The following is a 21,946-nucleotide window of genomic DNA, read 5'->3' as shown; positions in this document are numbered from 1 at the left end:
GCCGCAGCGAACGAGGAAGACAGGAGAAGCATGAGCGAGCGCACGATCATCGCCATCTCGGCCGGCCTCGGCCAGCCGTCGTCCACCCGGCTGCTGGCGGACCGGCTCACCGACGCCACCCTCGAGGGGCTGACGGCGCGCGGCGCCACGGCCACCGTGGAGACCACCGAGCTGCGCGGCATCGCCCACGAGATCGTCAACGCGATGGTTACCGGTTTCCCCGCAGGCTCCCTGCGTGAGGTGCTCGAGAAGGTCAGCGCCGCGGACGGCCTCGTCCTGGTGACTCCGCTGTTCACCACCACCTACTCCGGGCTGTTCAAGTCGTTCATCGACATCCTGGACAAGGACTCGCTCACCGGAAGGCCGGTGCTGCTCGGGGCGACGGGCGGCACGTCGCGCCACTCGCTCGCCCTGGAGTACTCGATGCGCCCGCTGCTGACCTACCTGCGTGCCGACGTCGTCACCACGTCGGTCTTCGCGGCCACCGACGACTGGTCAGGCGAGGCCGACACCGTCAACCCGCTGCCCGCCCGTATCCGCCGCGCCGGCACCGAGCTGGCCGAGAAGGTCGCCGCCCGGGAGCCCGCGGGGGCCGCCGACGACTACGAGGGCGTGCCGACGTTCGAGGAAATGTTCAGGGGCCGGTAGGCCGCCGGACCTGCCCGAGCTCAGCCGATCTCGAGCGCGGTGGCGCGCCACCGGCCGCGGTACGCCTCCAGCCGGACCGCGGCGGCGCGCAGGTGCGCGCCGTCGTGGACCACCACGGACGCCTCGACCACGCCCGGCCCGACGCGGCAGACGTGCACTCGCCGGGTCATCGCCCGTCGAGCGACCCGCGGCCGGCCCTGGATCCGGTTGGCCAGGCCGACGCGGCGCGAGACGGACTCGTACAGCTCCGGGCACAGCCACCGTCCGAGCTGGGCTACCGGTCTGGACCCGCAGAGCACCTCGACGGTGGAGCGTACGAGCGCTCCGGCCCACTGCTGCGGATCGGGGAGCTCTCGCTCATCGACCGGGACGGCATCACGGAGATCGGTGGTCGACGGCCTCTCGGTCTGCGGACCGCTGAAACGCACGCGGTCCCACGGCTGCTCCGTCGAGGTGCGCGGCGTCCCCGCCGGGTCGTCGGCGGGCTGGCTGACGCCGGTCCGCGCGTGGCCCGGACGCGCCGGGCGGGTCAAGGTCGCAGTCATCATGGCTCCTCGGTCGGGACCCGCAGCAGCAGGTCGGGATGGATGAGATCGGGGTCTGCCCCGACCCTCGAGCTGTTGGCCTCGTACCAGGCCGGCCAGGCGGCGGCGACGTCGGAGTCGCTGGCACCCGGCCCGAGGTGCGCTGCCGCGATCGACCAGAGCGTGTCGCCCGCACGCACGAGGTAGGTGTCGACGTCCGCGTCGGCGCCGTCGGCGACCGGCGTGACGTCCGCATCGGGCGATCCCGGCTGCTGGTCGGCCCTCCCTGCCGGAGCGGATGTCTGCGGCGACGTCTGGTCCGGCTGGTCCCGCTCCGGATCATCGGCTCGCACCGGCTCGCGGCCGCCCGGATGCGTTGGCTCTGGGTGTGTGCCGCGCTCTGCCGGCTGGGCGGTGTGGGCACTCCAGCCGAGGTCGAACGGGAGCGCTGGATCGGCCGGCTCCTGGGTCGCTGTCGCGGAGCTGAGAGCGATTGTCGCGCCGGTCCCCGCGGCCGCGGTGGTCAGGAGAGCGCGCCGCAGCACCGGGAAGCCCCACCGCCGTACGGTCCGCTCCAGCGTCAGTGTCCGGCGGCCCGTGGCACGTGCCGACTGGACGACCAGCGAGCACGCACAGGTCAGCGCGTACCACGCGGCGACGAGGCAACCGCCCCACAGGCAGAGCGCGGAGACAGCGTCCGCGAGGTCGTGGACGCCCGACGGCGCCGTGAGAGAGGCCGTCAGCCTGAGCGCCGACCGGCCCAGCCAGACGCCCGGCACCGCTGACACCAGGAGCAGGAGGGGCGCCGCTCGAACGGGGTGCGGGTGGTCGGAACGCAACGGTGCGCCTCCTCGGACTCTGTCTAATCGTATCGTTTGATGCTGTTTGATGTTTGTGAAGCCGATTTGTACCTCAATGCCTGCGCGACGCGCAAGGTACGGAACCGCGTCGTGTGGACGGTGCTGCGTCGGCAACGTCAGTACCGTTCGACTATGAGATGGGAGGCGCTCTTCGAAGACCTTGCTGGTCAGCTGGACGCGGCCGAGCGGGCCGACGACGAGACTCTTGTCGCCGAGCTGACCGAGGCCGAGGCCGGCCGGACATCGCTGGCGGACCGGATCCGGGCCCGTCAGGGTGAGCACGTGCGGCTGCGGCTGCGCACCGGTGAGGACGTCGTCGGTCTCGTGCTCGACGCCGCGCCGCAGTGGGTTCTCGTGGGCGACCGTGATCGCCGGACCCTCGCGCCGCTTGCCGCCGTCCAGGCCGCGTGGCCGCTCGGTCCCGTCGCGCCCGAGGCGGGAGTGGTGGAGCGCAGGTTAGGTATGGCTCATGTGCTGAGAGTCCTGGCGCGGGAGGGGGCCCGCGTGCGGGTCTCGTGCGACGGCGGTGCCTACACGGGCTGGCTGACTCGGGTCGGTGCCGACCATGTGGACCTCAGGCCGGCCACGGGGCAGGCGGGCCCGCTGACCATCGCCCTGGCCGCCGTCGTCTCGTTCTCCACGGTCTGACGGTCGTCGAGGTCAGTGGCCCGACCGAGAGGACGACCACGAAGGCCCCACACCGGTCGGCCGGTTTGACCGCGCGACGGTCAGCGGCGCGTGGAGGTGTCCCGCAGCCTGCCGCTCTGGTGCGCGAGCTCACGGACGATCGTGGTGTGCTTGCCGCCGATCGCGCCCACCACCAACCGGTCGAAGCCGGGCAGTCGGGCCAGGGCCAGCATGACCCTTCGGAGCCACACCTGCACGCGCGATCGGGGAAGGAACCACCGGACGCTCTGACGTGCGACCTGCTGCTTCTCCTCGACCACGGGCCGCCAGAGCTCCTCGTACCGGGCCAGCCCTTCCTCGACGGACGGGCCGTGCCCGAGCTGCTCGGCGAGGACGAACGCCCCGGCGACGCCGAGCGAGGCGCCCTGGCCGGCGATGAGCGAGACCGCGTAGCAGGCGTCCCCGACCAGCACGACGCGCTCGTAGTGCCAGTGAGGCATCTCGACCTGGGCGATCTGGTCGTAGTAGATCTCCTCGTCCCGCGGGCAGCGGGACAGAGCGTCCGGGACGACCCACCCGAGCGAGCCGTACGTCGCGCGCAGGGTCGCGCGCCGGTCGTCGGGCAGGGTGGGGTCGGCCGCGCGATGCACGAGATAGGTCGCCACGCGGCCGTCGCGCAGCCCGTACAGGCCCATCTGTCGATCGACGGAGTCGGTGAGGTGGAACCGGTCGCCGACCCGCGCCCGGACAGCCGGGTCGGAGAACGTGAAGGCGGCCGTGTGGAAGCCGAGGTAGCGCACGACGTCCCGGTCTCTGGCGAACACCGACGAGCGGACGGTCGAGTGGATCCCGTCGGCACCGACGAGGAGGTCGGCGCCGATCCGCTGGCCGTCGCTGAGCGTCACACGGACGCCGTCCGGGTCGGTCTCGACCGTGGTGGGGCTCGTCCCGAAGCGCAGGTCCACCGCTTCGGGCAGGCTCTCGCGCAGCACCAGCTCCAGGTCGGGCCGCATGATCGACAGCAGCCGGCCGTCCTGGGACTGGGCGAACTGCCGAAACTTCAGCCGTGCGCGTGGGCGGCCGCGAGCGTCCACGAACCGTGCCTCGTCGACCCGGTAGCCGAGCTCGTGCAGCCGCGGCAGCAGCCCCATCGCCTCGGCCGCGTCGTACCCCGGTCCGAAGAAGTCGATCATGTAGCCCTGCGTCCGCGGCCCGGACGCCTTCTCCAGCACGGTGACGCCCCATCCCTGGTTCGACATGCGATGCGCGAGCGTCAGGCCGGCGATGCCGGCGCCGCAGATCACCACGTTCATGACGCGTCCTCCAGCGATTCGCCCGCGTGCGGGACCAACCGGGTCAGGACCGGTGCGGCGGCCGCCGCGTCGAGCTCCGGGTCCATCCCGCGTTGCAGCACCAGGCCGTCGATTGCGGCTCCCAGCACAGCGGCTGTGGCGGCGGGGTCCGGCACGCCCTGTTCGGCGAGCCAGGCGGCGAGCTGCGACCGGAAGGCGGCGATCGTCTCGGCCACGGCCGTTGCCAGCTCGGGATCGCGCGTCGCGGCGAGGTAGGTCTCGACGAACAGGACCGACATCGGGTCGGTGCCGGTGGACGATCCGAACGACCTCGCGAGCAGGTTCACCGCCTCCTGCGGGGTGCGCGCTCGCGCGAGCGTCGGCCCGAGCGAGCGTGTCGTCTCCCGCATCGCTGCCGTCGCTGCCTGCGAGAGCAACGCCTGCACCGACGCGAAGTGGTAGTGCACCAGCCCGGGCGCGACCCCGGCGCGCTCGGCCACGATCCGGGTGCTCACTGCCGTCCAGCCGCGTTCGCTGATCAGCTCGACCGCGGCGTCGAGCAGTCGCCGGCGTACCTCACGTACTCGATCTGGCGTCGCCATGATCACCACCATGCTCTTGGACGATTGCCTTGGGCGCTCGCCCAAACGTAGCACGCCGAGACGGCGCCCTGCTCGCCGTGCGCTCGCTGCGATGGGGCGGTGTGGTGGCAGTCAGCGAGTCGTCAGCGCTCCGCCTCGATACGGGCCCGGGTGCGCTCGTACTGCTCGGCGATGTACTCCTCGAGCGCCTTGTCCTCGACCCGCCACTGGTGGCGGCCGCCGACCTGGATGGCGCGGAGCTCGCCGGAGCGGACGAGGGCACGGACCTGTGTGACGGAGACGGCGAGCGCCTCTGCCACGTCGGCCAGTGTCAGAAATCGCTGCGGCATGCTCACATCATCGCACCGCCGTGGCCGGCGGGCTTGCGCCGGCACGGGACTGTGGACGGAGATTTGGGTCCTGGGGCCTCGCGCGGCACGATGGGCGCCAAGGCAGACAGGGGGCAATGATGACCACTGACGATCTTCCGCAGGCCCGGCGCATGCGCCGACCCACCTGGCGAGATCCGCGCCTCGGCGTGGGCATCGTGCTGGTGGCCGGCTCGGTCGCCCTCGGCGCCTGGGCCGTTCGTGACGCCGCGGCCACGGTCGAGGTCTACGCCGCCGGCGACGCCCTCACGCCCGGTGACGCCGTCACGGTAGAGGAGCTGACCGTGCGTGAGGTCCGCCTCGGTGACGACGAGGACCTCTACCACCTCGCCGCCGACCCGCTGCCGGAGGACGCGGTCGCCATCCGCACGATCGGTGCCGGCGAGCTCGTGCCACGCACCGCCGTCGGCGGCTCCGAAGCCGTCAGCGTCCAGCCGATCGTCGTCTCGCTCGGGCTGGCGGTCCCCACGGATCTCGGTCCCGGCACGGTCGTCGACCTGTGGCTCGCGCCGGCGCAGGCGACCACCGGTGCGGCGTCGACCGAATCAACGCGCGAGCCCGAGCTGTTGGCGCCCACGCTGGTCGTCGCCGAGGTGATGGAGGACGACTCGGTGCTGGCGGGCACGCAGGGCACGTCCGTAGAGCTGCTGGTACCCCGCGACGAGGTGTCCGCCGTGCTCGCCGCGCTCTCGAGCGAGGGTCAGCTCGTGGCGGTGCCGACCATCGACGCCGGCGGCGCGGACGTACCAGAGCCGGACGAGACGTGAACGTCGGCGTCCTGCTGGCGCTCAGCGGGCCGGTCGAGAGCGAGCTCGTGCGACTGCTGGACGCGCCCCGCTCGGGCGTGCGGGTGGTACGGCGCTGCGCCGACGTACCCGAGGTCCTCGCCGCGGCGGGGGCCGGGCTCGGCAGCCTCGCCGTCGTCGGCGCGGACCTGCACGGGGTGGACCGGTCCGTCATCACCCGCCTGCGCGCGGCGGGCACTCGGACGGTCCTGGTCGCGGAGCCCGGTGATCTGCCGCGGTGCGCCGCGCTGGGCGCGGACGCCGTCGAGCCGGTCGGCGTCGCCACGGCCCTCGCCGAGGCGGTGCTCGCCATGAGCCGTCGGCCCGACGACGCACCGGGCCCGCAACGGCCGGGCACCGGACCCGGCCGGCTCCCGGACCGGGAGGACGCCGTCGCGGCGGGTGCCGGCGCGCCTCCGCCGGGGGCAGGCGGGTTCCAGACGGAACCGCACGACGACGTCGGGCGGGGGGCGGCGCCCGACCCCCACGGCGCCGCCGAGCCCGGCGCGACGGAGGAGCCCGGGGCGCCCGGGAAGCTGGTCGTGGTCTGGGGGCCGCCAGGCGCGCCCGGACGCACGACCCTCGCCGTCACCCTGGCCGCCGAGCTCGCCACGCTCTCCGAGCGTGCGCTGCTCGTCGACGCCGACACGGAAGCACCGTCCGTGACTCAGGTGCTCGGCATCCTGGACGACGCCTCCGCCGTGGCCTCGGCGGCGCGCCAGGCTCTGGCGGGGCGGCTCGGCCCCGGGTCCCTGCTGCGCGCCTGCCCGATCGTCGACGGGTCGCTGCACGTGATGACCGGCCTGACCAGGGCCGACCGGTGGCGCGAGGTGCCGGCCGCGGCGCTGGAGGTGATCTGGGACGTCGCCAGGGCGACGGTGCCGTGGACCGTCGTGGACACCGGCAGCACCCTCGAGAGCGACCACGACGGGTTCGGTGCCCGCCGCTACGAGGCGACCGCCTCGGCGCTGGCCGCCGCGGACGTCCTGGTGGTCGTCGGAGCCGGTGATCCGGTCGGGATGCGCCGCCTGGTCATGGCACTGGGCGATCTCGGTGACGCGGAGCTCTCCTCGACGGCCCGCCGCGTCGTGGTGGTCAACCATGTCCGGCCGTCGGCCGCCGGGTCCTCGCCGACCGAGGCCGTGCACGAGGCACTCGTGCGGTTCGCCGGCGTGGGCGACGCGGTTATCGTGCCGGAGGACCGGCTCGCCCTCGACAAGGCAGTCGTGCAGGGTCGTTCGCTCCCGCAGGTGGCTCCTGCCTCCCCCGCTCGGGCCGAGATCGAGCAGCTCGCACGGTGGCTGGCCGGGGAACGCTCACGAACCCGACGGCGGCGCGGCCGGCTCGGCCGGCCGGGGAAGCCCCGAGCGGCAAGGGTCTAGACCGGTCCCCTGCGAGGGGCCGACATTCTGATCGACCTCCGCCCAGCATGTCGGTGCGCTGGCAGACTCGGGCCATGCGCATCTACCTGCCGGCCGCCCCGACGGACCTCGCCGACGACGGCGGGCTGTCGCCGCGATGGGCGCACGCCGTCACCGCGGCCCTGCGTGCCGCCTTGCCGGAGGAGGACGACGAGGGCCTCGAGATGGTCGCCACGATGGCCGCCGCCGACGACTCGGTCCGTCTGCTCGCCGATGACAACTCGGTGCCGCGCCGCGTCGTCGTCGCTGCGGACGTGGCGGACGCCGGGGTCGAGGTGCCGCCCGCGCCGGAGACCGGCGGCGAACGTCTGCCGAGCGCCGTGCAGGTGCTCGGCCCGGTGGCCTGGAGCGATGTGGTGGCCCTGCTCGTCGACGAGCCCGCGGCCGAGGAAGACGTGCGAGCGGCGGCCGCCGGGGACGACGCCGCCCTGGACCGCAGCGCCGAGCGCGACCTGCTGTGGTACGACGCCGGGGAGCGGGCGGACCTCCGCCTGGAGATGGCTGATCGCCTCGAGCAGCACCTCGCTGCGCTCAGTGGCGGAGAGCCAGCGTGGAGGCGCCCGACGGATGTCGCCGGACCGAGACCCGCTCGGGGATGCGGTCCTTCATCTCGGAGACGTGCGAGACGACCCCGACGGCGCGGCCGCCCTCCCGCAGGCGGCCGAGCTCCTTCATGACCGCGTCGAGCGTCTCGGGGTCCAGGGAGCCGAAGCCCTCGTCGACGAACAGCGTGCCGAGCTCGATGCCGCCGGCCTCGGACCGGACGACGTCCGCGAGGCCGAGCGCCAGGCACAGCGAGACGTAGAAGGTCTCCCCGCCCGAGAGCGTGTGGGGGTCGCGGGGCGTCTCGGTGACGTGGTCGCGGACCCGTAGCCCGAGTCCGGCCTTGCGCGAGCGCTGCCCGCCCTCGCGCTCGTCGATGCGTTCGAGCGCGTACCGGCCGTCCGACATCGCGGTGAGCCGGTCGTTGGCCGCGGCGACCACGTCCTCGAACCGGCGCAGCAGCACGTAGGTCGCGAGCGTGGTGTCGAGAGTGTTGCCCTCGCCGGCCGTGGCGAGCGCGGCCGTGCGGAGCACGGGAGCCGCCCGGCGGTGCGAGCGGGCGTGGGCGTCGACGGCCGCGAGCAGCCGGTCGGTGGCCGCGCGGACCTGGCGGCACCGCAGGGCCGTCTCGCTGGCGGCGCCGGCCGCCCGGGTGAGTGCGGCACGGGCCGCCTCGTGCCTCTCCCGGGCGGCTGCGGCGGCCGGCTCCTCGGCCCCGGTGAGCTCGACGATGCCCGGCTCGCGCAGGCCTGCCGCCACCCGCGCAACCTCGGCGCGATGTGCCTCGACCCGCTCGGCCAGCGCACGCGCCTCGGTCTCGTCGAGCAGGGCCGCACGGAGGACCGAGGCGTCCTCGAGCTCTGCTTCGGCCAGGGCGGCGGTGAGGCGCTCGTCGGCGTCCTGCATTGCGAGTGCGGCGTCGTGCGCCTCCGTCGTCGCCTCCAGCAGCGTGCGGGCGGCGCGCGCACGGGCACGTACCTGCGTCGCGCGTTCCGTCACCGAGGCAGCCGGTCCCCGCGCCGCGGCGCAGCGCTTCTCGTCCTCGGCCAGGCGACGGGACTGCTCAGCGATCCGTTCGGCCCGGGTCGCGTCCGTGGTGCGGGCGTCGGCCAGCTGCGCGGCCAGACGAGTGGTCTCCGCGTCGTGGTCGGTGAGCGACTGCGCCAGCTCGGCATGCCGGACGACGGCGGCTTCTGCGGCCTCGAGCTGTTTCTCGGCGGCGGCCACGCGTTCCTGGGCCCGCTCGACGGTGAGGCCGCCGGCCGTGTCCCGGAGCGCGGCGAGCCGTTCGGTCAGGCCCGTCAACCGTGCCTGCGCCTGCGCGAGACGGGCGTCGGCCGCCTCACGGGCCGCGGTGGCACCTGCCACATCCTCGTCGGTCGCGTGCTCGTCCGTCGGTCGGGCCGGAGCGGGATGGTCGGTCCCGCCGCAGACCGCGCACGGTCGACCGGGGCTGAGCCGTTCGGCGAGGACGCCCGCCATGCCTGCGACCCAGCGGCGTCGGACGTCGTGCTCGGCGTCGAGCGCGGTGCGGGCGTCGTCGGCGGCCCGCGTCAGGTCGGCGCGAGCGATCTCCACCGGCGTCTGCGCGTCGTCGGCGTTGCGGGCCGCGTGCAGGATCTCCTGGGCTCCCCGCCGCTCGGCCAGGGCGCGCTCACGAGCGGTCCCCGCGTCGCGGTAGTGGCCGATCTCTTCCTCGATGGCCTCGCGCCGCGCGGGTCGTGCGTCGACGGTCGCGGCCAGCTCGGCGGTCCGCGCCGTCGCCTCCCGGGCCTGCGCCTCGGCGCGGGCGAGGGCGCGTGAGCGGGCGGGCAGCTCGTCCTCGACGGTGACGAGCGGGTCGAGCCCGCCGAGCGTCGTCGTCGCTTCGTCGTGGGCTCGGCGCAGCGCCTCGGGTCCGTCCACGCCCTCGAGGTCGTGCGCGGCGGCCGCGACGACGGCCTGCTCGCGGGCCGCCGCGGCGTGCGAGCGACGATCTGCCGCACGCTGGTGCGCCGCGAGCAGCGGGGCGACCGGCGCCGCACGGCGCGCGAGGTCGAGCCGGCCGGCGGCGGCCCGCACGGCCTCGGCGTCCGCGTAGAGGGCACGCTCCGCCTCGAGCAGCGCGCCCCGTCGGGTCAGCCGCGCAGCGAGGTCCCGCGCTGCATCCATCCGTTCGCGGGCTGCGGCCTCGTCGGCCTCCGCGCCGGCGCGTGTCCGGGCGGCGTCGGCGTCCCTGGCCTCCCACCGTTCCCGGGCGGCGTCGCACAGCGCGCGCAGGCGCGGGGCGTCCAGCTCGGCGGCCGCTGCGCGCAGCTCCGCGGCCGGGTCGTCGGTGCCCTGATCGTCGGTGCGCCGGCCCGGTCCCGGGGAAGCGTCCACCTGGTCCGTGGCGCCCGTCGAGGCGGCGGCCACCACCGCCTCGGCGGCGGACCCGACGTCCCGGGCCGCGCCGTCGACGCCGGAGCGGACCTCACGGGCCATCTCGGCCAGCCGCTGCTGCAGCCGGTCGTAGATCTCGGTGCCGAACACCTCCTGCAGCACGGCACGCCGGTCCTCGGGCCGGGCGTGCAGGAAGGAGGCGAACTGTCCCTGCGGCAGCACCACCGTCTGGGTGAACTGGGCGCGGTCGAGCACCACGATGCGCCCCAGCTCGTCACCGACCTCCTGGACGTGGGCGGAGACCGCGACCCCGTCGTCGTGCGCGTCGACGAGCCGCCACAGCTTGGCGCGCGCGTTCTGCACGGTGACGCCGTCGCCGCGGCGCTTCGGGCGCGTGAACTTCGGGGAGCGCCACACCCGGAACGTCCCCGCGCCGGTGGAGAAGACAAGCTCGACGAACGGCTCCACACGCGGCTCGGCGTGGTCGGAGTGCAGGCGGTCGTCCGAGGAGTCGCCCGACATCGTGCCGTAGAGGGCGAACACCACCGCGTCGATCAGGGTGGTCTTCCCCGCACCGGTGGGGCCCTCGAGCAGGAAGAGCCCGCCGGCGGAGAGCTCGTCGAAGTCGATCGTGTGCCGGCCCGGGAAGGGGCCGATGGCCTCCAGCGTGAGCCGGTGGATGCGCATCAGGCGCTCCGCTCCGCGGCCAGGACGGACTCGTACGCCTCCCTGAGGACGGCGACCTCGGCGTCGTCCGCAGGCCGGCCGCCGACCGCCCGCAGGAACGCAGCAGCCACTTCCAGCGGATCCTGCGTCCCGGACGGTCCGGCGGTGCTGCCGGCCGGTGCTCCGGGAACCTCTGCGGGGGCGTGCCGCAGCACGAGGGCGTGCGGGAACCGGCGCGAGATCTGCGCCCACAGCTGCTCGGGACGGACGGGGTCGGTCACGGTGACCCGGAGCCAGTGGTCGGTCAGGTGGTCGAACCGGCGTCCGAGCAGATCGGCCAGCGGGGCCGTGGCGTCCGCGAGCGGGCGCGGGACGGGCGCCTCGAGGAGCCGGACGTGAGCCACGCCGTCGGGGCCGAGATCGACCAGCGCCGTGGACTTGCGATGACGGGCCTCGGAGAAGGAGAAGGCCAGCGGGCTGCCCGCGTACCGCATGACCGGGTCGATCCCTTCGCGGCCGACCCGCTGCGGGCCGTGCAGGTGGCCCAGAGCGACGTAGTCCAGCCCCGCGTCGGCGAACACGCCCGACGGCACCTGGTCGACCCCGCCGACGCGGATGTCGCGCTCGGACTCGCTGGCGGCGCCGCCGGTGACGAAGGTGTGCGCGAGCAGGACGGCCGGCACCCGAGCGCCCGCGGCGTTCCTGCGCGCCAGATCGGCCCGGACCCGACGTAGTGCCGCCGCGGTGACGGCCTGGTGCGACCGGGCCGGCACTACGGTCCCTGCCTCACCGTCATCACCCGGCTCGGCCAGCTCGGTGCGCGCCATGTCGGGATCGAGGTAGGGCAGGGCGTAGACGCGGGCCCCGAGACCGCCGTCGGCGTCGGGGAGCTCGACCGGCTCCGCGATACCGCGCACCCGGGTCCGCACGACGAGCCGGTCGCGGAACAGCCCGGACGCGAACCCCAGGCGGGTCGCCGAGTCGTGGTTGCCGGGGGTGAGGACCACCCTGGTGTGCTCGGTCAGCCGGGCTAGGGCCTCGGAGAGCAGCGTTACGGAGTCCGCGGGCGGGATCGCTCGGTCGTAGACGTCGCCCGCCACGACCACAGCGTCGATCCGCTCGGACCGCACGACCTCGAGCAGGTGGTCCAGGTAGGCGCCGTGATGATCGGTCAGGTCCACACCGTGCAGGGTCCGGCCAAGGTGCCAGTCCGAGGTATGGAGGATGCGCATGCCTCGGACGGTATCCGCGGGTTGTGACACGCGTGCGGACCCCCGCCGGGGCGTCCGGGGATCAGCTCCGGCGCCCGTCCCGCCAGGCGGCCACGATCATGTCCGGATCGGCGGGCGCGACCGGGACGACCGGCCCGCTCGGCGTGCGGATCCAGTCCGCCACCCGCCGGTTGACCTCCCGGACGGCGTCGCGGACGGCCTCCTCGGTGGGCAGGTCGCGGACGGTCTCGGGAAGGTCGGCGACCTCCTTGCGCAGCTGCAGCGCCGGCGGCAGCAGGACGTCGGCCGGCAGGTCCTCGTCGCGGATCTTCTGCCGGATCCACCAGTTCTCGTCGTTGGTGTCGGTGTCCGGCAGCGGCTTCCCGGCGCCGGGCAGGTTGTCGAACTCGCCGCGCTCGGTGGCGGCGCGGATGAGCTCGTCGACCCAGTTGCCGACGGGGACGCCCGGTGGCTTGCGCTCGGTCACGCCAGCAAGTCTGCCAGTAGCCTGCGGGCGCCCGCACCGGGCTGCCGGCCGCGTGCGCGGCCGCGCTCAGTCCTGCTGGGCGGCGAGCGTCTCGAGCACTTCGTCGTGCAGCAGCCCGTTGGTCGCCACGGCGGTGCCGCCCCACGGCCCGTGCACGCCGTCGAGGCCGGTGAAGCGCCCACCGGCCTCGGTGACGATCGGGACGAGCGCCGCCATGTCGTAGACCTCGAGCTCCGGCTCGCAGGCGACGTCCACCGCCCCCTCCGCCACCAGCATGTAGGACCAGAAGTCTCCGTACGCCCGGGTGCGCCACACGCGCTGCGCCAGGTCGAGGAAGGAGCGCAGCGATCCGCGCTCGGCCCAGCCACCGAGGCTGGAGTAGCTCAGGGAGGCGTCGTCGAGGTCCGAGACCCCGGATACGCTGAGCTGACGCGCCGCCGAGAGCGAGCGTCCGGTCCAGGCCCCCGAGCCCTGGGCCGCCCACCACCGCCGGTTCAGCGCCGGCGCCGAGACGACGCCGAGGACCACCTCACCGTCCTCGACGAGCCCGACCAGCGTGGCCCACACCGGCACGCCGCGGACGAAGTTCTTCGTCCCGTCGATCGGGTCGATCACCCATTGCCGGGGAGAGTGGCCCGTGCTGCCGAACTCCTCGCCGAGCACCGAGTCGCGCGGCCGCGTGCGGGAGAGCTGGCTGCGCACGATCTCCTCCGCGCTGCGGTCGGCGTCGGAGACCGGACTGAGATCCGGCTTGGTCTCGACGTGGAGGTCCTGAGCCCCGAACCGGCTCATGGTCTGGCCGTCGACCTGGTCGGCGATCACGTGGGCGAGTCGCAGGTCGTCGGTGTAGCGGCTCGCACCTTGCACAGTCATGTTCGGCAACCTATCGCGGCCCCGCCGGACCCCGGTGGTGCCGCACCGCGAGACTCCGGTCCCGGTCCGTGGACGTTGATAGCGTGCCGGAAGTCGGACATCCCTCACCGAGGAGGCAGACCAGTGACGAAGAGCAGGGCCGCCGTCGTCGAGGAGCGGGACGCGGCGTTCAGCTACCGGGACATCGAGATCGACGAGCCCGGACCGGGCGAGATCCTCGTGCGGGTCGTCGCCACCGGGGTGTGCCACACCGACGAGATCACCCGGCACGGCGACATGCCGATGCCCGTCCCGGCCGTCCTCGGGCACGAGGGCGCCGGCGTCGTCGAAGCGGTTGGCGACGACGTCACGAGCCCTGCCGTCGGGGACCGCGTGGTCCTCGGTTGGCCGTTCTGCGGACAGTGCGAGCACTGCAAGGACGGCGAGCACCGGTACTGCGCGAGGCTCGGCGAGGCGGTGGCCGGCGGATTCCGGCTCCTCGGCCCACGGGCTGGGCAGAGCGCCTACCGCACGGCCGACGGGTCACCGCTGCACGGACACTTCTTCGGACAGTCCTCCTTCGCCACCTACTCGCTCGCGCTCGCGAGCTCTGCCGTCTCCGTCCCCGACGACATCCCCCTCGACATCGCCGGGCCGCTCGCCTGCGGCATCTCGACCGGCGCGGGAGCCGTCCTCAACACCGCTCGACCGGGGTGCGGCGACAGCGTCGTGGTCTACGGCGCGGGCGCCGTCGGACTCGCGGCCGTCATGGCGGCCACCAACACGCCGGCGACGACGATCGTGGCCGTGGACAAGCACCCCTCCCGCCTGCAGCTCGCCCGCGAGCTCGGCGCCACGCACGTCGTCGACGCGGCCGTGGAGCCCGACGTCGTCGAGACGGTGCGTGACCTGTGCGGCGGGCCCGCGGACTTCGCGCTCGAGTGCACCGGCGTGATCGCCGTCGTCGAGCAGGCGGTCGCCACCGTCGGCATGCTCGGGACCTGCCTCCTCGTCGGTGGCGCACCGGCCGGCGCCAGCTTCGAGGTGGACCACCTCACCACGATGTGGGGCAAGCGGATCGTCGGTGTGCTCGGTGGCGGCGGCCGCAGCGACCGCCTCGTCCCGACCCTGTTCGCGCTCTACCGCCAGGGCCGCTTCCCGTTCGACCGGCTCATCTCCTACTTCGACTTCGACGACGTCGAGAGGGCCCTCGAGTCCAGCCACCGCGGTGAGGCGATCAAGCCCGTGCTGCGGGTGCGGCCGGAGGAGGGCGGTCCGGCGGAACCCGTGCCGGAGGCCGACACCGGCGTCGTCGGCATCGCCTGACCGGTCCTCGCCGGCCGGTGCGTCAGGACGGTTCGGTCGAACGGGACGCCAGGAGCCGCCGGAACGACGCGAGCCTGGCCTCGCCTGCTGCTCCGGCGCCGCCTGCGGTGACCCACTCGTCGAGGGCGCAGTCCGGCGCGTCCTCGGTGTGCGTACACCCGCGCGGGCACTCCTCTGCCACGGCGGCGAGGTCGTCGAAGGCCGCAAGCAGGTCCGCCACCCCCACGTGCTGGAGCCCGAACGAACGCACTCCAGGCGTGTCGATCGCCCAGCCGCCGTCCGGCAGGGCCAGGGCGACGGCGCTCGAGGAGGTGTGCCGGCCACGGCCGGTGACGGCGTTGACCTCGCCGGTCGCCCGACCCGCGTCCGGCACGAGCGCGTTGACCAGCGTCGACTTGCCGACGCCGGAGTGCCCTACCAGCACCGACGTCCGCCCCGTCAGCCGGTCGCGCACCGCATCGAGGCCCTGCACCCGCCCGTCGACGACGGAGGTCACCACGGCCGGGACCTCGAGCGCCGCGTAGCGCTCGAGGAACGGTCCGGGGTCGTCGAGGTCCGCCTTGGTCAGGCACAGGACGGGTTCCATCCCGGCGTCGTAGGCGGCCACGAGGCAGCGGTCCACCATGCGCGGGCGAGGTTCCGGGTCGGCGACCGAGGTGACGATCAGCAGCTGGTCGGCGTTTGCGACGATCACCTTCTCGGTGCCCGCGGCGTCGCTGTCCTCGGACGAGCGGCGCAGCACCGAGGTACGCGCGGCGACCTTGACGATGCGGGCCATGGTGTCCTCCTGCCCGGACACGTCCCCGACGACGCCGACCCGGTCGCCGACGACGACGGCGCCACGTTCCCCGCCGCCCAGCTCGCGGGCCTTGATGGCGACCACGGGAGTCCCGTCGTCGGTGATCAGGTGGTACCGGCCGCGGTCGACGCCGAGCACCATCGCCCGCACCGCGTCGGCGTGCTCGGGGCGGTGCTTGGTACGCGGCCGGCTGCCCCGGGGGTTCGGACGCACCCGGACCCGGGCGTCGTCCGTGCCCGTGTCGTCACGCACGCGGCCCGTCCGAGAGCATCTCGGCCCACATCCCGGGAAAGTCCGGCATCGTCTTGGCCGTGGTGGCGATGTCGACCACCTCCACGCCGGGAACTCGCAGCCCGAGGATCGCGGCGAACGTGGCCATGCGGTGGTCCGCGTAGCTCTCGACGACGCCGGCGTGCAGCGGCGCCGGCTCGATCGCGATGCCGTCGTCGGTCTCGCGGGCGCGACCCCCGAGCCGGTTGATCTCGGTCACCATCGCCGCGAGCCGGTCGGTCTCGTGGCCCCGCAGGTGAGCGATTCCGCGCAGGCGCGACGGGCTCTCGGCGAGCGCGCACAGGGCGGCGATCGTGGGTGCCAGCTCGCCGGCGTCGTGCAGGTCGGCATCGAGGCCGCTGATGCGGCCGTCGGCCGGCCCGGTGACCGACAGGACGCCGTCGCTCAGCTCGACGGCGGCGCCGAGCCGGGGGAGCAGGTCGCGCATCCGGTCGCCGGCCTGCGTGGTGGAGGTGGGCCAGCGCGGGACCCGCACGGTGCCGCCGGCGGCCACGGCCGCGGCGAGGAACGGCCCGGCGTTGGACAGGTCCGGCTCGACGACGATCCGGCCACCCAAGACCGGGCCCGGCTGGACGCGCCAACGTCCGGCGTCCGGGTCGGCCTCGACCTCGATGCCGCGTTCGCGCAGCACGTCGACCGTCATGGTGATGTGCGGCAGCGACGGCAGGGTCGCGCCGACGTGCCGCACCTCGATGCCGTCGCCGTACGCGGGGGCGGCGAGCAGCAGTGCGGAGACGAACTGACTGGAGGCGGAGGCGTCGACGTCGACCGGACCGCCGGCCAGGGAGCCGGTGCCGTGCACCGTGAGCGGCAGGACCGCCGCCCCGGCGGGGGAGGTGCCGGTCTCCACCCGGACACCGAGGGTGCGCAGCGCGTCCACGACGGGGGCAATGGGGCGTTCGCGGGCACGCTCGTCTCCGTCGATGTGGACCTCGCCGTCGGCCAGGGCCGCCAGCGCGGGGACGAACCGCATGACGGTACCGGCGAGGCCGGCGTCGACCGTGACGCCGCCGCGCAGCGGGCCCGGAATGATGCGCAGGTCTGCGCCGTCACCGGTGGGCTCCACGCCGGCGCCGAGGGCGCGGAGGGCGGCGACCATGAGCTCGCTGTCTCGTGAGCGCAGCGGCCGGACGAGCTCCGTGGGCCCGTCCGCGATCGCGGCGAGCAGCAGGTGCCGGTTGGTCAGGGACTTCGATCCCGGTACGTCGACGAGGGCGTCGAGGGGGCCCGCTGCGGCGGGCGCCGGCCAAGGCGTGGCGGGCGTGGCGGGTGACGTCGTGCCGAGCGAGGCGTTCAGTTCGGGTACCGGTCCTTCTGTCAGTCCTTGTACCGGCTCTTGGCCCGGTTCTTGACCTCACGGATCTTCGCACGGTGCTGGCGTGCGTTCTTCATCCGCCACGACCAGGACGGCAGCCCGGCCAGGTCACCGGCCGCGAGGAGCGCACCGCCGCACAGCCCGACACCCTTGAGCAGGCCGGACACGTACCCCGAGCGCTCGTCGTCGCTGCCGGCCTGCCAGACGGGGTTCTTCGCCACCGTGGCCGGCAGGCCGACCACGACCAGGGTCAGGGCCGCCGACCGCGGGCTCCGGCTGGTGGCCAGCAGCAGGCCGGAGACCGCGGTGACGGCGCCGGACGCGCGGACGAGCAGGGTCGGGTCCGTGAGGAAGCTGCGCGGTACGCCGGCCCGCTCCAGGGCAGGCTGGACGTTGCGGACCTTCTCCACGTGGCCCTCCGGGTGCAGAACGGCATCGACGCCGTCTGCGACGAACGGGGCGGCGATCATCGGGCGCGCGAGCAGACGGAGGATCTTCATGGCTCATTGCTACCGCACAACGGCGTCGCCTGCGACCCCTCGCACACATCGGGTCCGGAATGCCCGGGCCGCGTGGGTGGTTGTGACGGACGTGATGACTGCTGTTCTTCGACCGACGACCCCGACTGTGGCCTCCGCACGCGTCCCGGAGACGCCGGCGCTAGGCTCGTGGATGATGACGGACAGCCACGAGGGTGACCTCGACCGCGCCCCGGGCGGTGAGAGCGACGCCGCACGGGCAGAACGATTCGAGCGCGAGGCGCTGCCGTACCTGGACCAGCTCTACGGGGCGGCCATGCGCATGACGCGCAACCCCACCGACGCCGAGGACCTCGTCCAGGAGACGTTCGCCAAGGCCTACGCGTCCTTCCATCAGTACAGGCCGGGCACGAACCTCAAGGCCTGGCTCTACCGGATCCTGACCAACACCTTCATCAACTCCTACCGCAAGAAGCAGCGCGAGCCCCAGCAGTCCGACGCCGAGCAGGTGGAGGACTGGCAGATCCACCGGGCGGCGTCCCACACCTCGACGGGCCTGCGCTCGGCGGAGGCCGAGGCGATGGACCTGCTGCCCGACTCGGACATCCGGGACGCCCTGGGCGAGCTGCCCGAGGACTTCCGGATCGCCGTGTACCTCGCGGACGTGGAGGGCTTCGCCTACAAGGAGATCGCGGATATCATGGGTACCCCGATCGGGACGGTGATGTCCCGGCTGCACCGCGGGCGTCGACAGCTGCGTGAGCTCCTCGTGGACCACGCGCGAGAGTTCGGCATCCGGACGGAGGCCAAAGCATGAGCGCGAGGAGCCCCCGCGGAGGGACGCCGAGGGACGAGGTGTGCCGGAGCGAGGCACCGCAGGGCTCGTGCGAGAGGAGCAAGGCGTGAACGCCGAGCAGGCCGAGGACCACCTCGCCGAGCGGGCGGAGCGTGCCGTGCGCGAGCGCGCCGGCCAGCAGGGCCCCTGCAGCTGCGACGAGCTCCTCGAGCACCTCTTCGAGTTCCTCGACGCCGAGCTGGACGAGGGCCAGGAGGCCCGGCTGCGGCGCCACGCCGCCGAGTGCCCGACGTGCACAGAGGCCACGGACGCCGAGCAGCACATTCGTGAGCTGGTTCGTCGCTCCTGCCTCGAGGTGGCGCCGAGCTCGCTGAAGCTACGGGTGCGATCTCAGCTGTCGGTCCTCAAGGTCACCCGGGTCCAGGTCGACTGACGACGGGTCCCACCGCCGGAGCAGCGACGGGATGAGGCGCCGGTCCGCGCGCAGCACCAGGTGCAGCAGGATGCCGCCGACGAGCACGCCCGCGGGCAGGTCGGTGGTCCAGTGCCAGCCGAGCAGATACGCGACCACCACGGACTGCACAGTGATCAGGCCGACGCCGGCCCGGATCCACCGGGTCGCCCGAGGACTCGGTCGGCAGTACCGGATGATCAGGTACGCCGCGGCCCCGTAGAACAGGATGGCCTCCGCGGAGTGGCCGGACGGGTAGCTCGTCCGCCAGCCGCCGTCGAGGAGCCCCCAGTGCCAGTGGAAGAACTGCGCGTTGCCGAGCTCGGGGGAGGGGCGTGCGAACAGCAGCTTCAACGGCCCGACGCCGCCCAGGAAGGCCACCTCGGTGGCCGCCGCGACCAGGATCGGCCGCCACGTCCGGTAGCGGCGCGCCAGCACGACGGCGACGATCACCAGCACGGGCAGGCATACGGCCTGGCCGGTGAGGCGGTCGAGGACCTGCTGGAGGATCCACTCGACCCAGTCCGGGTACGTGCGCACCCAGAACCCGTGCAGATCCGCCTCGAGGGGACGCAGTGGACGCAGCGACAGCAGGGTCAGCACCACGAACGCCACGACGAGCGAGGGCAGGGAGACCGCTCGCTGCAGGGCACGCACGTGACGAAACAGTAGACGCACAACCGTGTCGCTGCGCCAGCTCGACACGGGGTTCCGGACGGAGTGTGAGGTGTATCGCGTACCGGATGAAGAGGCGGCCAAGCAGTGGTCAAGACTGTGGCATGTGCGGCACGTGCGGGATGTCAAGGCTGTGGCACGTGTGGGACCATGTCCCCGTCGCCGCACCAGCGGCGAGAAGCGTGGAGACAAAGATGAGCAAGCGCGGACGCAAGCGTCGTGCCCGCAAGGGCAGACCACAGAACCACGGCAAGCGCCCCAACGCGGGCTGAGCGTCGAGGGTCGGTCGCGTCGGACCGTGGCCGTCACCGAGTAGGGACACCCCTGGACGCGTAGGGTTCGGTGCCATGGCCACCCGATCCTGGATCGTTTCCGGACCGTCCCAGCACCAGCTCGACGGTGTCACCCGGCTGCGGGTCCAGCTCGTCGCCGGCTCGGTCGACGTGCGGACCCACGACGACCCGCACGTGTGGGTCGACGTCACCGACCTGCGCGGTAACCCGCTGGAACTCACCGTCGAGAACGGGCGCCTCACCGTCGGCTACCCCTCGATCGGCTGGGACGGCTGGGTCAAGCGCCTGCGCTCCTACAGCTCCTCGGACTCCGCCCGGCTGACCGTACGCGTGCCGAGGGGCACCGCTGTGACGGCCGCGACGGCGAGCGCGGACGCCTACGTGGCGGACCTCGCCGAGGACATCCACCTCAACACGGCCACCGGTGCTCTTGTCGTCACCGGCTCCCGCGGAGCAGCCTCCCTCCGCTCCGCCTCCAGCGACATCACGGTCTCCGGGCACGACGGACCGGTCACGGCGACAACTGCTGCGGGCCGCGTCAGCCTGGGTGGTGATCTGCCACGCGCCGACGTGAACTCCGTGTCGGGCTTCGTCGAGGTCCGCAGCACCGCGCAGACGTCGAAGGTCGGCGTCGGCACGGTCTCCGGCGACATGCTCGTGGCCCTCCCGGCGGGGACCGGCGTCTCGCTCACCGCCCGCAGCCTGACCGGCGCGGTCCGCCTCGACGGCGCGGACCGCAAGGCCTCCGGCTTCGGTGCGACAACCCTCGAGGACCGCACGGACGGCGGCATCTGCTTTCTCACCTCGCGCTCCGTCTCCGGCAGCCTTGATGTCACTCGCACGCCGACCGCCCTGCCCGGCACATGAGGGTCCGATGAGCGACCACGGACGCCTGGCGCCCGTGGAGGGCGCCGGGGAGGACACCGCGGCCGGATTCCAGGCGCAGCTGGTTCAGGCGGCGCGCGATCGGGCCGGCAGCTGGGACGCGGTCGCCGATGTCCTGTCCCCGCCGGACGAGTCGACGACCGAACGACTGCGTAGCGGCGCGACCGCCACGGCATGGCGCCTGGCGGCCCGGTGGCTCGAGGCCGACGCGGAGCTGTTCACCACCGACCTGATGAGCCTCGACGTCTACGCGCGTGCCGCCCGCCGCCGCCGCGCCGAGGACGACCTCGACGCCCTGCGCGCCGACCACCTCCAGCTCGTCGCACCCGCAGGCGACCTGGTGACGCCCGCGCGCGACGTCGCGGACCTGTGCCGTCAGGAGGCGGAGGCATGGGCGACCGGTGACGCCCCCGGCGCCCGGTCCCTGCGTGCTCGCGAACGGGAGCACCTCACCGAGCGCCTGGTCCCGGTGCTGCCCGGGGTCGGGCGCCTGCTGGCCAACGAGGCGAGCGCGACGGTCCTGCGCACCGTCGGCCGGCTGGTGCTGGCGGTGCTGTCGGTGGAGAGTGGGACGGACTACCACCGTGAGGTCCGCGAACCCGAGGCGGAGGGGCGAGAACGAGCCGTGGCCGAAGACCGTGACCGAGGCGACGAGACCCGCAAGATGGCGGCGATGAACACCTGGCTCGACGAGGTTTGCGCCGAGCTGGGCGTCGACCGGGACATCATGACGGCGTCCACCCCGGACCTGCTGCGGCTGGTCGGCCAGGTGGCCCACGGGCCCAGCCGGCCGGGCGCCCCGCTGACCGCCTTCCTTGTCGGGCTGGCAGCCGGCTCGGCCGGCGGCGGGAGCGATGCCGTCACCGACCGCGCCGAGGCGGTCGCCCGTCTCGTGGCTCGCCGGGAGGGCCGGTCGTGAACGAGCCGAGCGAGCGGCTCGGTGCGCCGGCCCGGCGCATCGCTCTCGCCGCGGTCCGCGACAAGGACATCGACGTCCTCGAGTGCGCGGAGGCCGTCGCCGACGAGGCTGCTGGTGCTGTCGTCACGTTCGGGGGCGTGGTGCGCAACCACGACGCCGGACGCGGCGTCACCGGGATCGAGTACGTGGCCCACCCGGCGGCGGACGCGGTCGTGCGGCAGGTGGCGTCGGACGTCGCCGTGCAGTTCCCGATCGACGCGATCGCCGTCCTGCACCGGGTGGGCACGCTGAAGGTGGGTGAGGTCGCGCTCGCGGCCGCGGTCTCGGCCGCGCACCGCGCCGAGGCGTTCGAGGCGACGGCGGAGCTGGTCGAGGAGGTCAAGCGCCGCCTGCCGGTGTGGAAACGCCAGGTCTTCCCCGACGGATCGCACGAGTGGAGCGGCAGCAGCTGACTGCGCTCCCCGCTCAGG

24 protein-coding genes and 1 pseudogene are annotated in these 21,946 nt (G+C 73.7%); 12 read left to right on the top strand and 13 right to left on the bottom strand.

The features are described from left to right. Positions 1–30 precede the first annotated feature (30 nt). Positions 31–648: an FMN reductase gene (locus ABD907_RS02350; RefSeq protein ID WP_345214882.1), complete on the top strand. Its 618-nt coding sequence runs from the start codon at positions 31–33 to the stop codon at positions 646–648. Between the two features lie 20 nt (positions 649–668). Here ABD907_RS02350 and ABD907_RS02345 read toward each other — a convergent pair whose 3' ends face one another. Both ABD907_RS02345 and ABD907_RS02340 read right to left on the bottom strand, forming a co-directional pair. After that, complete coding sequence (locus ABD907_RS02345) at positions 669–1,193, bottom strand: Rv3235 family protein (protein WP_345214881.1); 525 nt, start codon at positions 1,191–1,193, stop codon at positions 669–671. Then, on the bottom strand, positions 1,193–2,011 hold the full coding sequence (locus ABD907_RS02340) for a LysM peptidoglycan-binding domain-containing protein (RefSeq protein WP_345214880.1): 819 nt from the start codon (positions 2,009–2,011) through the stop codon (positions 1,193–1,195). Before ABD907_RS02340 ends, ABD907_RS02345 begins: the two co-directional genes overlap by 1 nt. Before the next feature lie 153 nt (positions 2,012–2,164). Between ABD907_RS02340 and ABD907_RS02335 the strand changes: the two genes are divergently transcribed. Continuing rightward, a complete protein-coding gene (locus ABD907_RS02335; RefSeq protein ID WP_345214879.1) occupies positions 2,165–2,680 on the top strand; it encodes a hypothetical protein in 516 nt (171 codons plus the stop codon). Between the two features lie 80 nt (positions 2,681–2,760). Here the strand turns inward: ABD907_RS02335 and ABD907_RS02330 are convergent, their stop codons facing one another. The 3 genes from ABD907_RS02330 to ABD907_RS02320 all read right to left on the bottom strand — a co-directional run bounded on the left by ABD907_RS02330 (position 2,761) and on the right by ABD907_RS02320 (position 4,888). Beyond that, positions 2,761–3,972, bottom strand: coding sequence for an FAD-dependent oxidoreductase (locus tag ABD907_RS02330; protein ID WP_345214878.1), 1,212 nt, complete (start codon positions 3,970–3,972; stop codon positions 2,761–2,763). Beyond that, positions 3,969–4,553 (bottom strand): TetR/AcrR family transcriptional regulator, encoded by a 585-nt coding sequence (locus ABD907_RS02325; protein ID WP_345214877.1) that lies wholly within the window; start codon positions 4,551–4,553, stop codon positions 3,969–3,971. Before ABD907_RS02325 ends, ABD907_RS02330 begins: the two co-directional genes overlap by 4 nt. A gap of 122 nt (positions 4,554–4,675) precedes the next feature. Beyond that, entirely contained in the window at positions 4,676–4,888 is a 213-nt protein-coding gene (locus ABD907_RS02320) for a helix-turn-helix domain-containing protein (protein ID WP_345214876.1), read from the bottom strand. A gap of 110 nt (positions 4,889–4,998) precedes the next feature. Between ABD907_RS02320 and ABD907_RS02315 the strand changes: the two genes are divergently transcribed. The 3 genes and pseudogenes from ABD907_RS02315 to ABD907_RS21065 all read left to right on the top strand — a co-directional run. After that, the gene (locus ABD907_RS02315) at positions 4,999–5,688 is read left to right on the top strand and encodes a hypothetical protein (protein ID WP_345214875.1); all 690 of its coding nucleotides are present in this window, start codon (positions 4,999–5,001) and stop codon (positions 5,686–5,688) included. Continuing rightward, complete coding sequence (locus tag ABD907_RS02310) at positions 5,685–7,088, top strand: CpaE/TadZ family protein (protein WP_345214874.1); 1,404 nt, start codon at positions 5,685–5,687, stop codon at positions 7,086–7,088. Before ABD907_RS02315 ends, ABD907_RS02310 begins: the two co-directional genes overlap by 4 nt. Before the next feature lie 47 nt (positions 7,089–7,135). Continuing rightward, positions 7,136–7,603, top strand: a pseudogene (locus ABD907_RS21065) (DUF6912 family protein); the annotation flags it as partial. A gap of 55 nt (positions 7,604–7,658) precedes the next feature. On the opposite strand, the gene ABD907_RS02305 reads toward ABD907_RS21065, so the two are convergent. The 4 genes from ABD907_RS02305 to hisN all read right to left on the bottom strand — a co-directional run bounded on the left by ABD907_RS02305 (position 7,659) and on the right by hisN (position 13,268). After that, positions 7,659–10,718 carry an AAA family ATPase gene (locus tag ABD907_RS02305; RefSeq protein WP_345214873.1) on the bottom strand — a complete coding sequence of 1,020 codons (3,060 nt, stop codon included), beginning with the start codon at positions 10,716–10,718 and terminating at the stop codon, positions 7,659–7,661. Next, positions 10,718–11,929, bottom strand: a complete 1,212-nt coding sequence (locus tag ABD907_RS02300) for an exonuclease SbcCD subunit D (protein ID WP_345214872.1) — start codon at positions 11,927–11,929, stop codon at positions 10,718–10,720. Before ABD907_RS02300 ends, ABD907_RS02305 begins: the two co-directional genes overlap by 1 nt. A 61-nt stretch (positions 11,930–11,990) precedes the next feature. Then, positions 11,991–12,395 carry a DnaJ family domain-containing protein gene (locus tag ABD907_RS02295; protein ID WP_345214871.1) on the bottom strand — a complete coding sequence of 135 codons (405 nt, stop codon included), beginning with the start codon at positions 12,393–12,395 and terminating at the stop codon, positions 11,991–11,993. 66 nt (positions 12,396–12,461) lie between these two features. Further along, complete coding sequence (gene hisN, locus ABD907_RS02290) at positions 12,462–13,268, bottom strand: histidinol-phosphatase (RefSeq protein ID WP_345214870.1); 807 nt, start codon at positions 13,266–13,268, stop codon at positions 12,462–12,464. A gap of 123 nt (positions 13,269–13,391) precedes the next feature. On the opposite strand from hisN, the gene ABD907_RS02285 reads away from it, so the two are divergent. After that, the gene (locus ABD907_RS02285) at positions 13,392–14,573 is read left to right on the top strand and encodes an NAD(P)-dependent alcohol dehydrogenase (protein ID WP_345214869.1); all 1,182 of its coding nucleotides are present in this window, start codon (positions 13,392–13,394) and stop codon (positions 14,571–14,573) included. Between the two features lie 22 nt (positions 14,574–14,595). On the opposite strand, the gene rsgA is transcribed toward ABD907_RS02285, so the two are convergent. The 3 genes from rsgA to ABD907_RS02270 are packed head-to-tail and all read right to left on the bottom strand — an operon-like array spanning position 14,596 to position 17,478. Beyond that, entirely contained in the window at positions 14,596–15,624 is a 1,029-nt protein-coding gene (rsgA, locus tag ABD907_RS02280; RefSeq protein WP_345214868.1) for a ribosome small subunit-dependent GTPase A, read from the bottom strand. After that, positions 15,617–16,960 carry a 3-phosphoshikimate 1-carboxyvinyltransferase gene (aroA, locus tag ABD907_RS02275; protein ID WP_345215409.1) on the bottom strand — a complete coding sequence of 448 codons (1,344 nt, stop codon included), beginning with the start codon at positions 16,958–16,960 and terminating at the stop codon, positions 15,617–15,619. Before aroA ends, rsgA begins: the two co-directional genes overlap by 8 nt. A gap of 20 nt (positions 16,961–16,980) precedes the next feature. Then, positions 16,981–17,478, bottom strand: a complete 498-nt coding sequence (locus tag ABD907_RS02270) for a DoxX family protein (RefSeq protein ID WP_345214867.1) — start codon at positions 17,476–17,478, stop codon at positions 16,981–16,983. 172 nt (positions 17,479–17,650) lie between these two features. Between ABD907_RS02270 and ABD907_RS02265 the strand changes: the two genes are divergently transcribed. Further along, positions 17,651–18,274: a sigma-70 family RNA polymerase sigma factor gene (locus ABD907_RS02265; protein ID WP_486334042.1), complete on the top strand. Its 624-nt coding sequence runs from the start codon at positions 17,651–17,653 to the stop codon at positions 18,272–18,274. A gap of 85 nt (positions 18,275–18,359) precedes the next feature. After that, positions 18,360–18,686, top strand: coding sequence for a mycothiol system anti-sigma-R factor (gene rsrA, locus ABD907_RS02260; protein ID WP_345214865.1), 327 nt, complete (start codon positions 18,360–18,362; stop codon positions 18,684–18,686). On the opposite strand, the gene ABD907_RS02255 is transcribed toward rsrA, so the two are convergent. Beyond that, complete coding sequence (locus tag ABD907_RS02255) at positions 18,630–19,361, bottom strand: phosphatase PAP2 family protein (protein ID WP_345214864.1); 732 nt, start codon at positions 19,359–19,361, stop codon at positions 18,630–18,632. The two genes, rsrA and ABD907_RS02255, sit on opposite strands and share 57 nt — an antisense overlap. 212 nt (positions 19,362–19,573) lie before the next feature. On the opposite strand from ABD907_RS02255, the gene ABD907_RS21060 reads away from it, so the two are divergent. From ABD907_RS21060 to ABD907_RS02240, 4 genes are all read left to right on the top strand, one after another. Further along, on the top strand, positions 19,574–19,651 hold the full coding sequence (locus ABD907_RS21060; protein ID WP_425555695.1) for a 50S ribosomal protein bL37: 78 nt from the start codon (positions 19,574–19,576) through the stop codon (positions 19,649–19,651). Between the two features lie 75 nt (positions 19,652–19,726). Further along, complete coding sequence (locus tag ABD907_RS02250) at positions 19,727–20,539, top strand: DUF4097 family beta strand repeat-containing protein (RefSeq protein ID WP_345214863.1); 813 nt, start codon at positions 19,727–19,729, stop codon at positions 20,537–20,539. A gap of 7 nt (positions 20,540–20,546) precedes the next feature. Continuing rightward, on the top strand, positions 20,547–21,476 hold the full coding sequence (locus ABD907_RS02245; RefSeq protein ID WP_345214862.1) for a DUF6457 domain-containing protein: 930 nt from the start codon (positions 20,547–20,549) through the stop codon (positions 21,474–21,476). Continuing rightward, positions 21,473–21,928 (top strand): molybdenum cofactor biosynthesis protein MoaE, encoded by a 456-nt coding sequence (locus ABD907_RS02240; RefSeq protein ID WP_345214861.1) that lies wholly within the window; start codon positions 21,473–21,475, stop codon positions 21,926–21,928. Before ABD907_RS02245 ends, ABD907_RS02240 begins: the two co-directional genes overlap by 4 nt. The last annotated feature ends 18 nt before the right edge of the window (positions 21,929–21,946 follow it).

The sequence above is a fragment of the Georgenia halophila genome (assembly GCF_039541595.1).
The sequence above is the reverse complement of the archived record's forward strand: the minus strand, read 5'-3'. Positions and strand labels throughout refer to the sequence as shown.

Excerpts from the sequence above, each read along its gene's own strand:
- ABD907_RS02350 (WP_345214882.1), top strand. The coding sequence starts at position 31 with ATGAGCGAGCGCACGATCATCGCCATCTCGGCCGGCCTCGGCCAGCCG.
- ABD907_RS02345 (WP_345214881.1), bottom strand. The coding sequence starts at position 1,193 with ATGACTGCGACCTTGACCCGCCCGGCGCGTCCGGGCCACGCGCGGACC.
- ABD907_RS02335 (WP_345214879.1), top strand. The coding sequence starts at position 2,165 with ATGAGATGGGAGGCGCTCTTCGAAGACCTTGCTGGTCAGCTGGACGCG.
- ABD907_RS02330 (WP_345214878.1), bottom strand. The coding sequence starts at position 3,972 with ATGAACGTGGTGATCTGCGGCGCCGGCATCGCCGGCCTGACGCTCGCG.
- ABD907_RS02325 (WP_345214877.1), bottom strand. The coding sequence starts at position 4,553 with ATGGCGACGCCAGATCGAGTACGTGAGGTACGCCGGCGACTGCTCGAC.
- ABD907_RS02315 (WP_345214875.1), top strand. The coding sequence starts at position 4,999 with ATGATGACCACTGACGATCTTCCGCAGGCCCGGCGCATGCGCCGACCC.
- ABD907_RS02305 (WP_345214873.1), bottom strand. The coding sequence starts at position 10,718 with ATGCGCATCCACCGGCTCACGCTGGAGGCCATCGGCCCCTTCCCGGGC.
- ABD907_RS02300 (WP_345214872.1), bottom strand. The coding sequence starts at position 11,929 with ATGCGCATCCTCCATACCTCGGACTGGCACCTTGGCCGGACCCTGCAC.
- hisN (WP_345214870.1), bottom strand. The coding sequence starts at position 13,268 with ATGACTGTGCAAGGTGCGAGCCGCTACACCGACGACCTGCGACTCGCC.
- ABD907_RS02270 (WP_345214867.1), bottom strand. The coding sequence starts at position 17,478 with ATGAAGATCCTCCGTCTGCTCGCGCGCCCGATGATCGCCGCCCCGTTC.
- ABD907_RS02265 (WP_486334042.1), top strand. The coding sequence starts at position 17,651 with ATGATGACGGACAGCCACGAGGGTGACCTCGACCGCGCCCCGGGCGGT.
- ABD907_RS21060 (WP_425555695.1), top strand. The coding sequence starts at position 19,574 with ATGAGCAAGCGCGGACGCAAGCGTCGTGCCCGCAAGGGCAGACCACAG.
- ABD907_RS02250 (WP_345214863.1), top strand. The coding sequence starts at position 19,727 with ATGGCCACCCGATCCTGGATCGTTTCCGGACCGTCCCAGCACCAGCTC.
- ABD907_RS02245 (WP_345214862.1), top strand. The coding sequence starts at position 20,547 with ATGAGCGACCACGGACGCCTGGCGCCCGTGGAGGGCGCCGGGGAGGAC.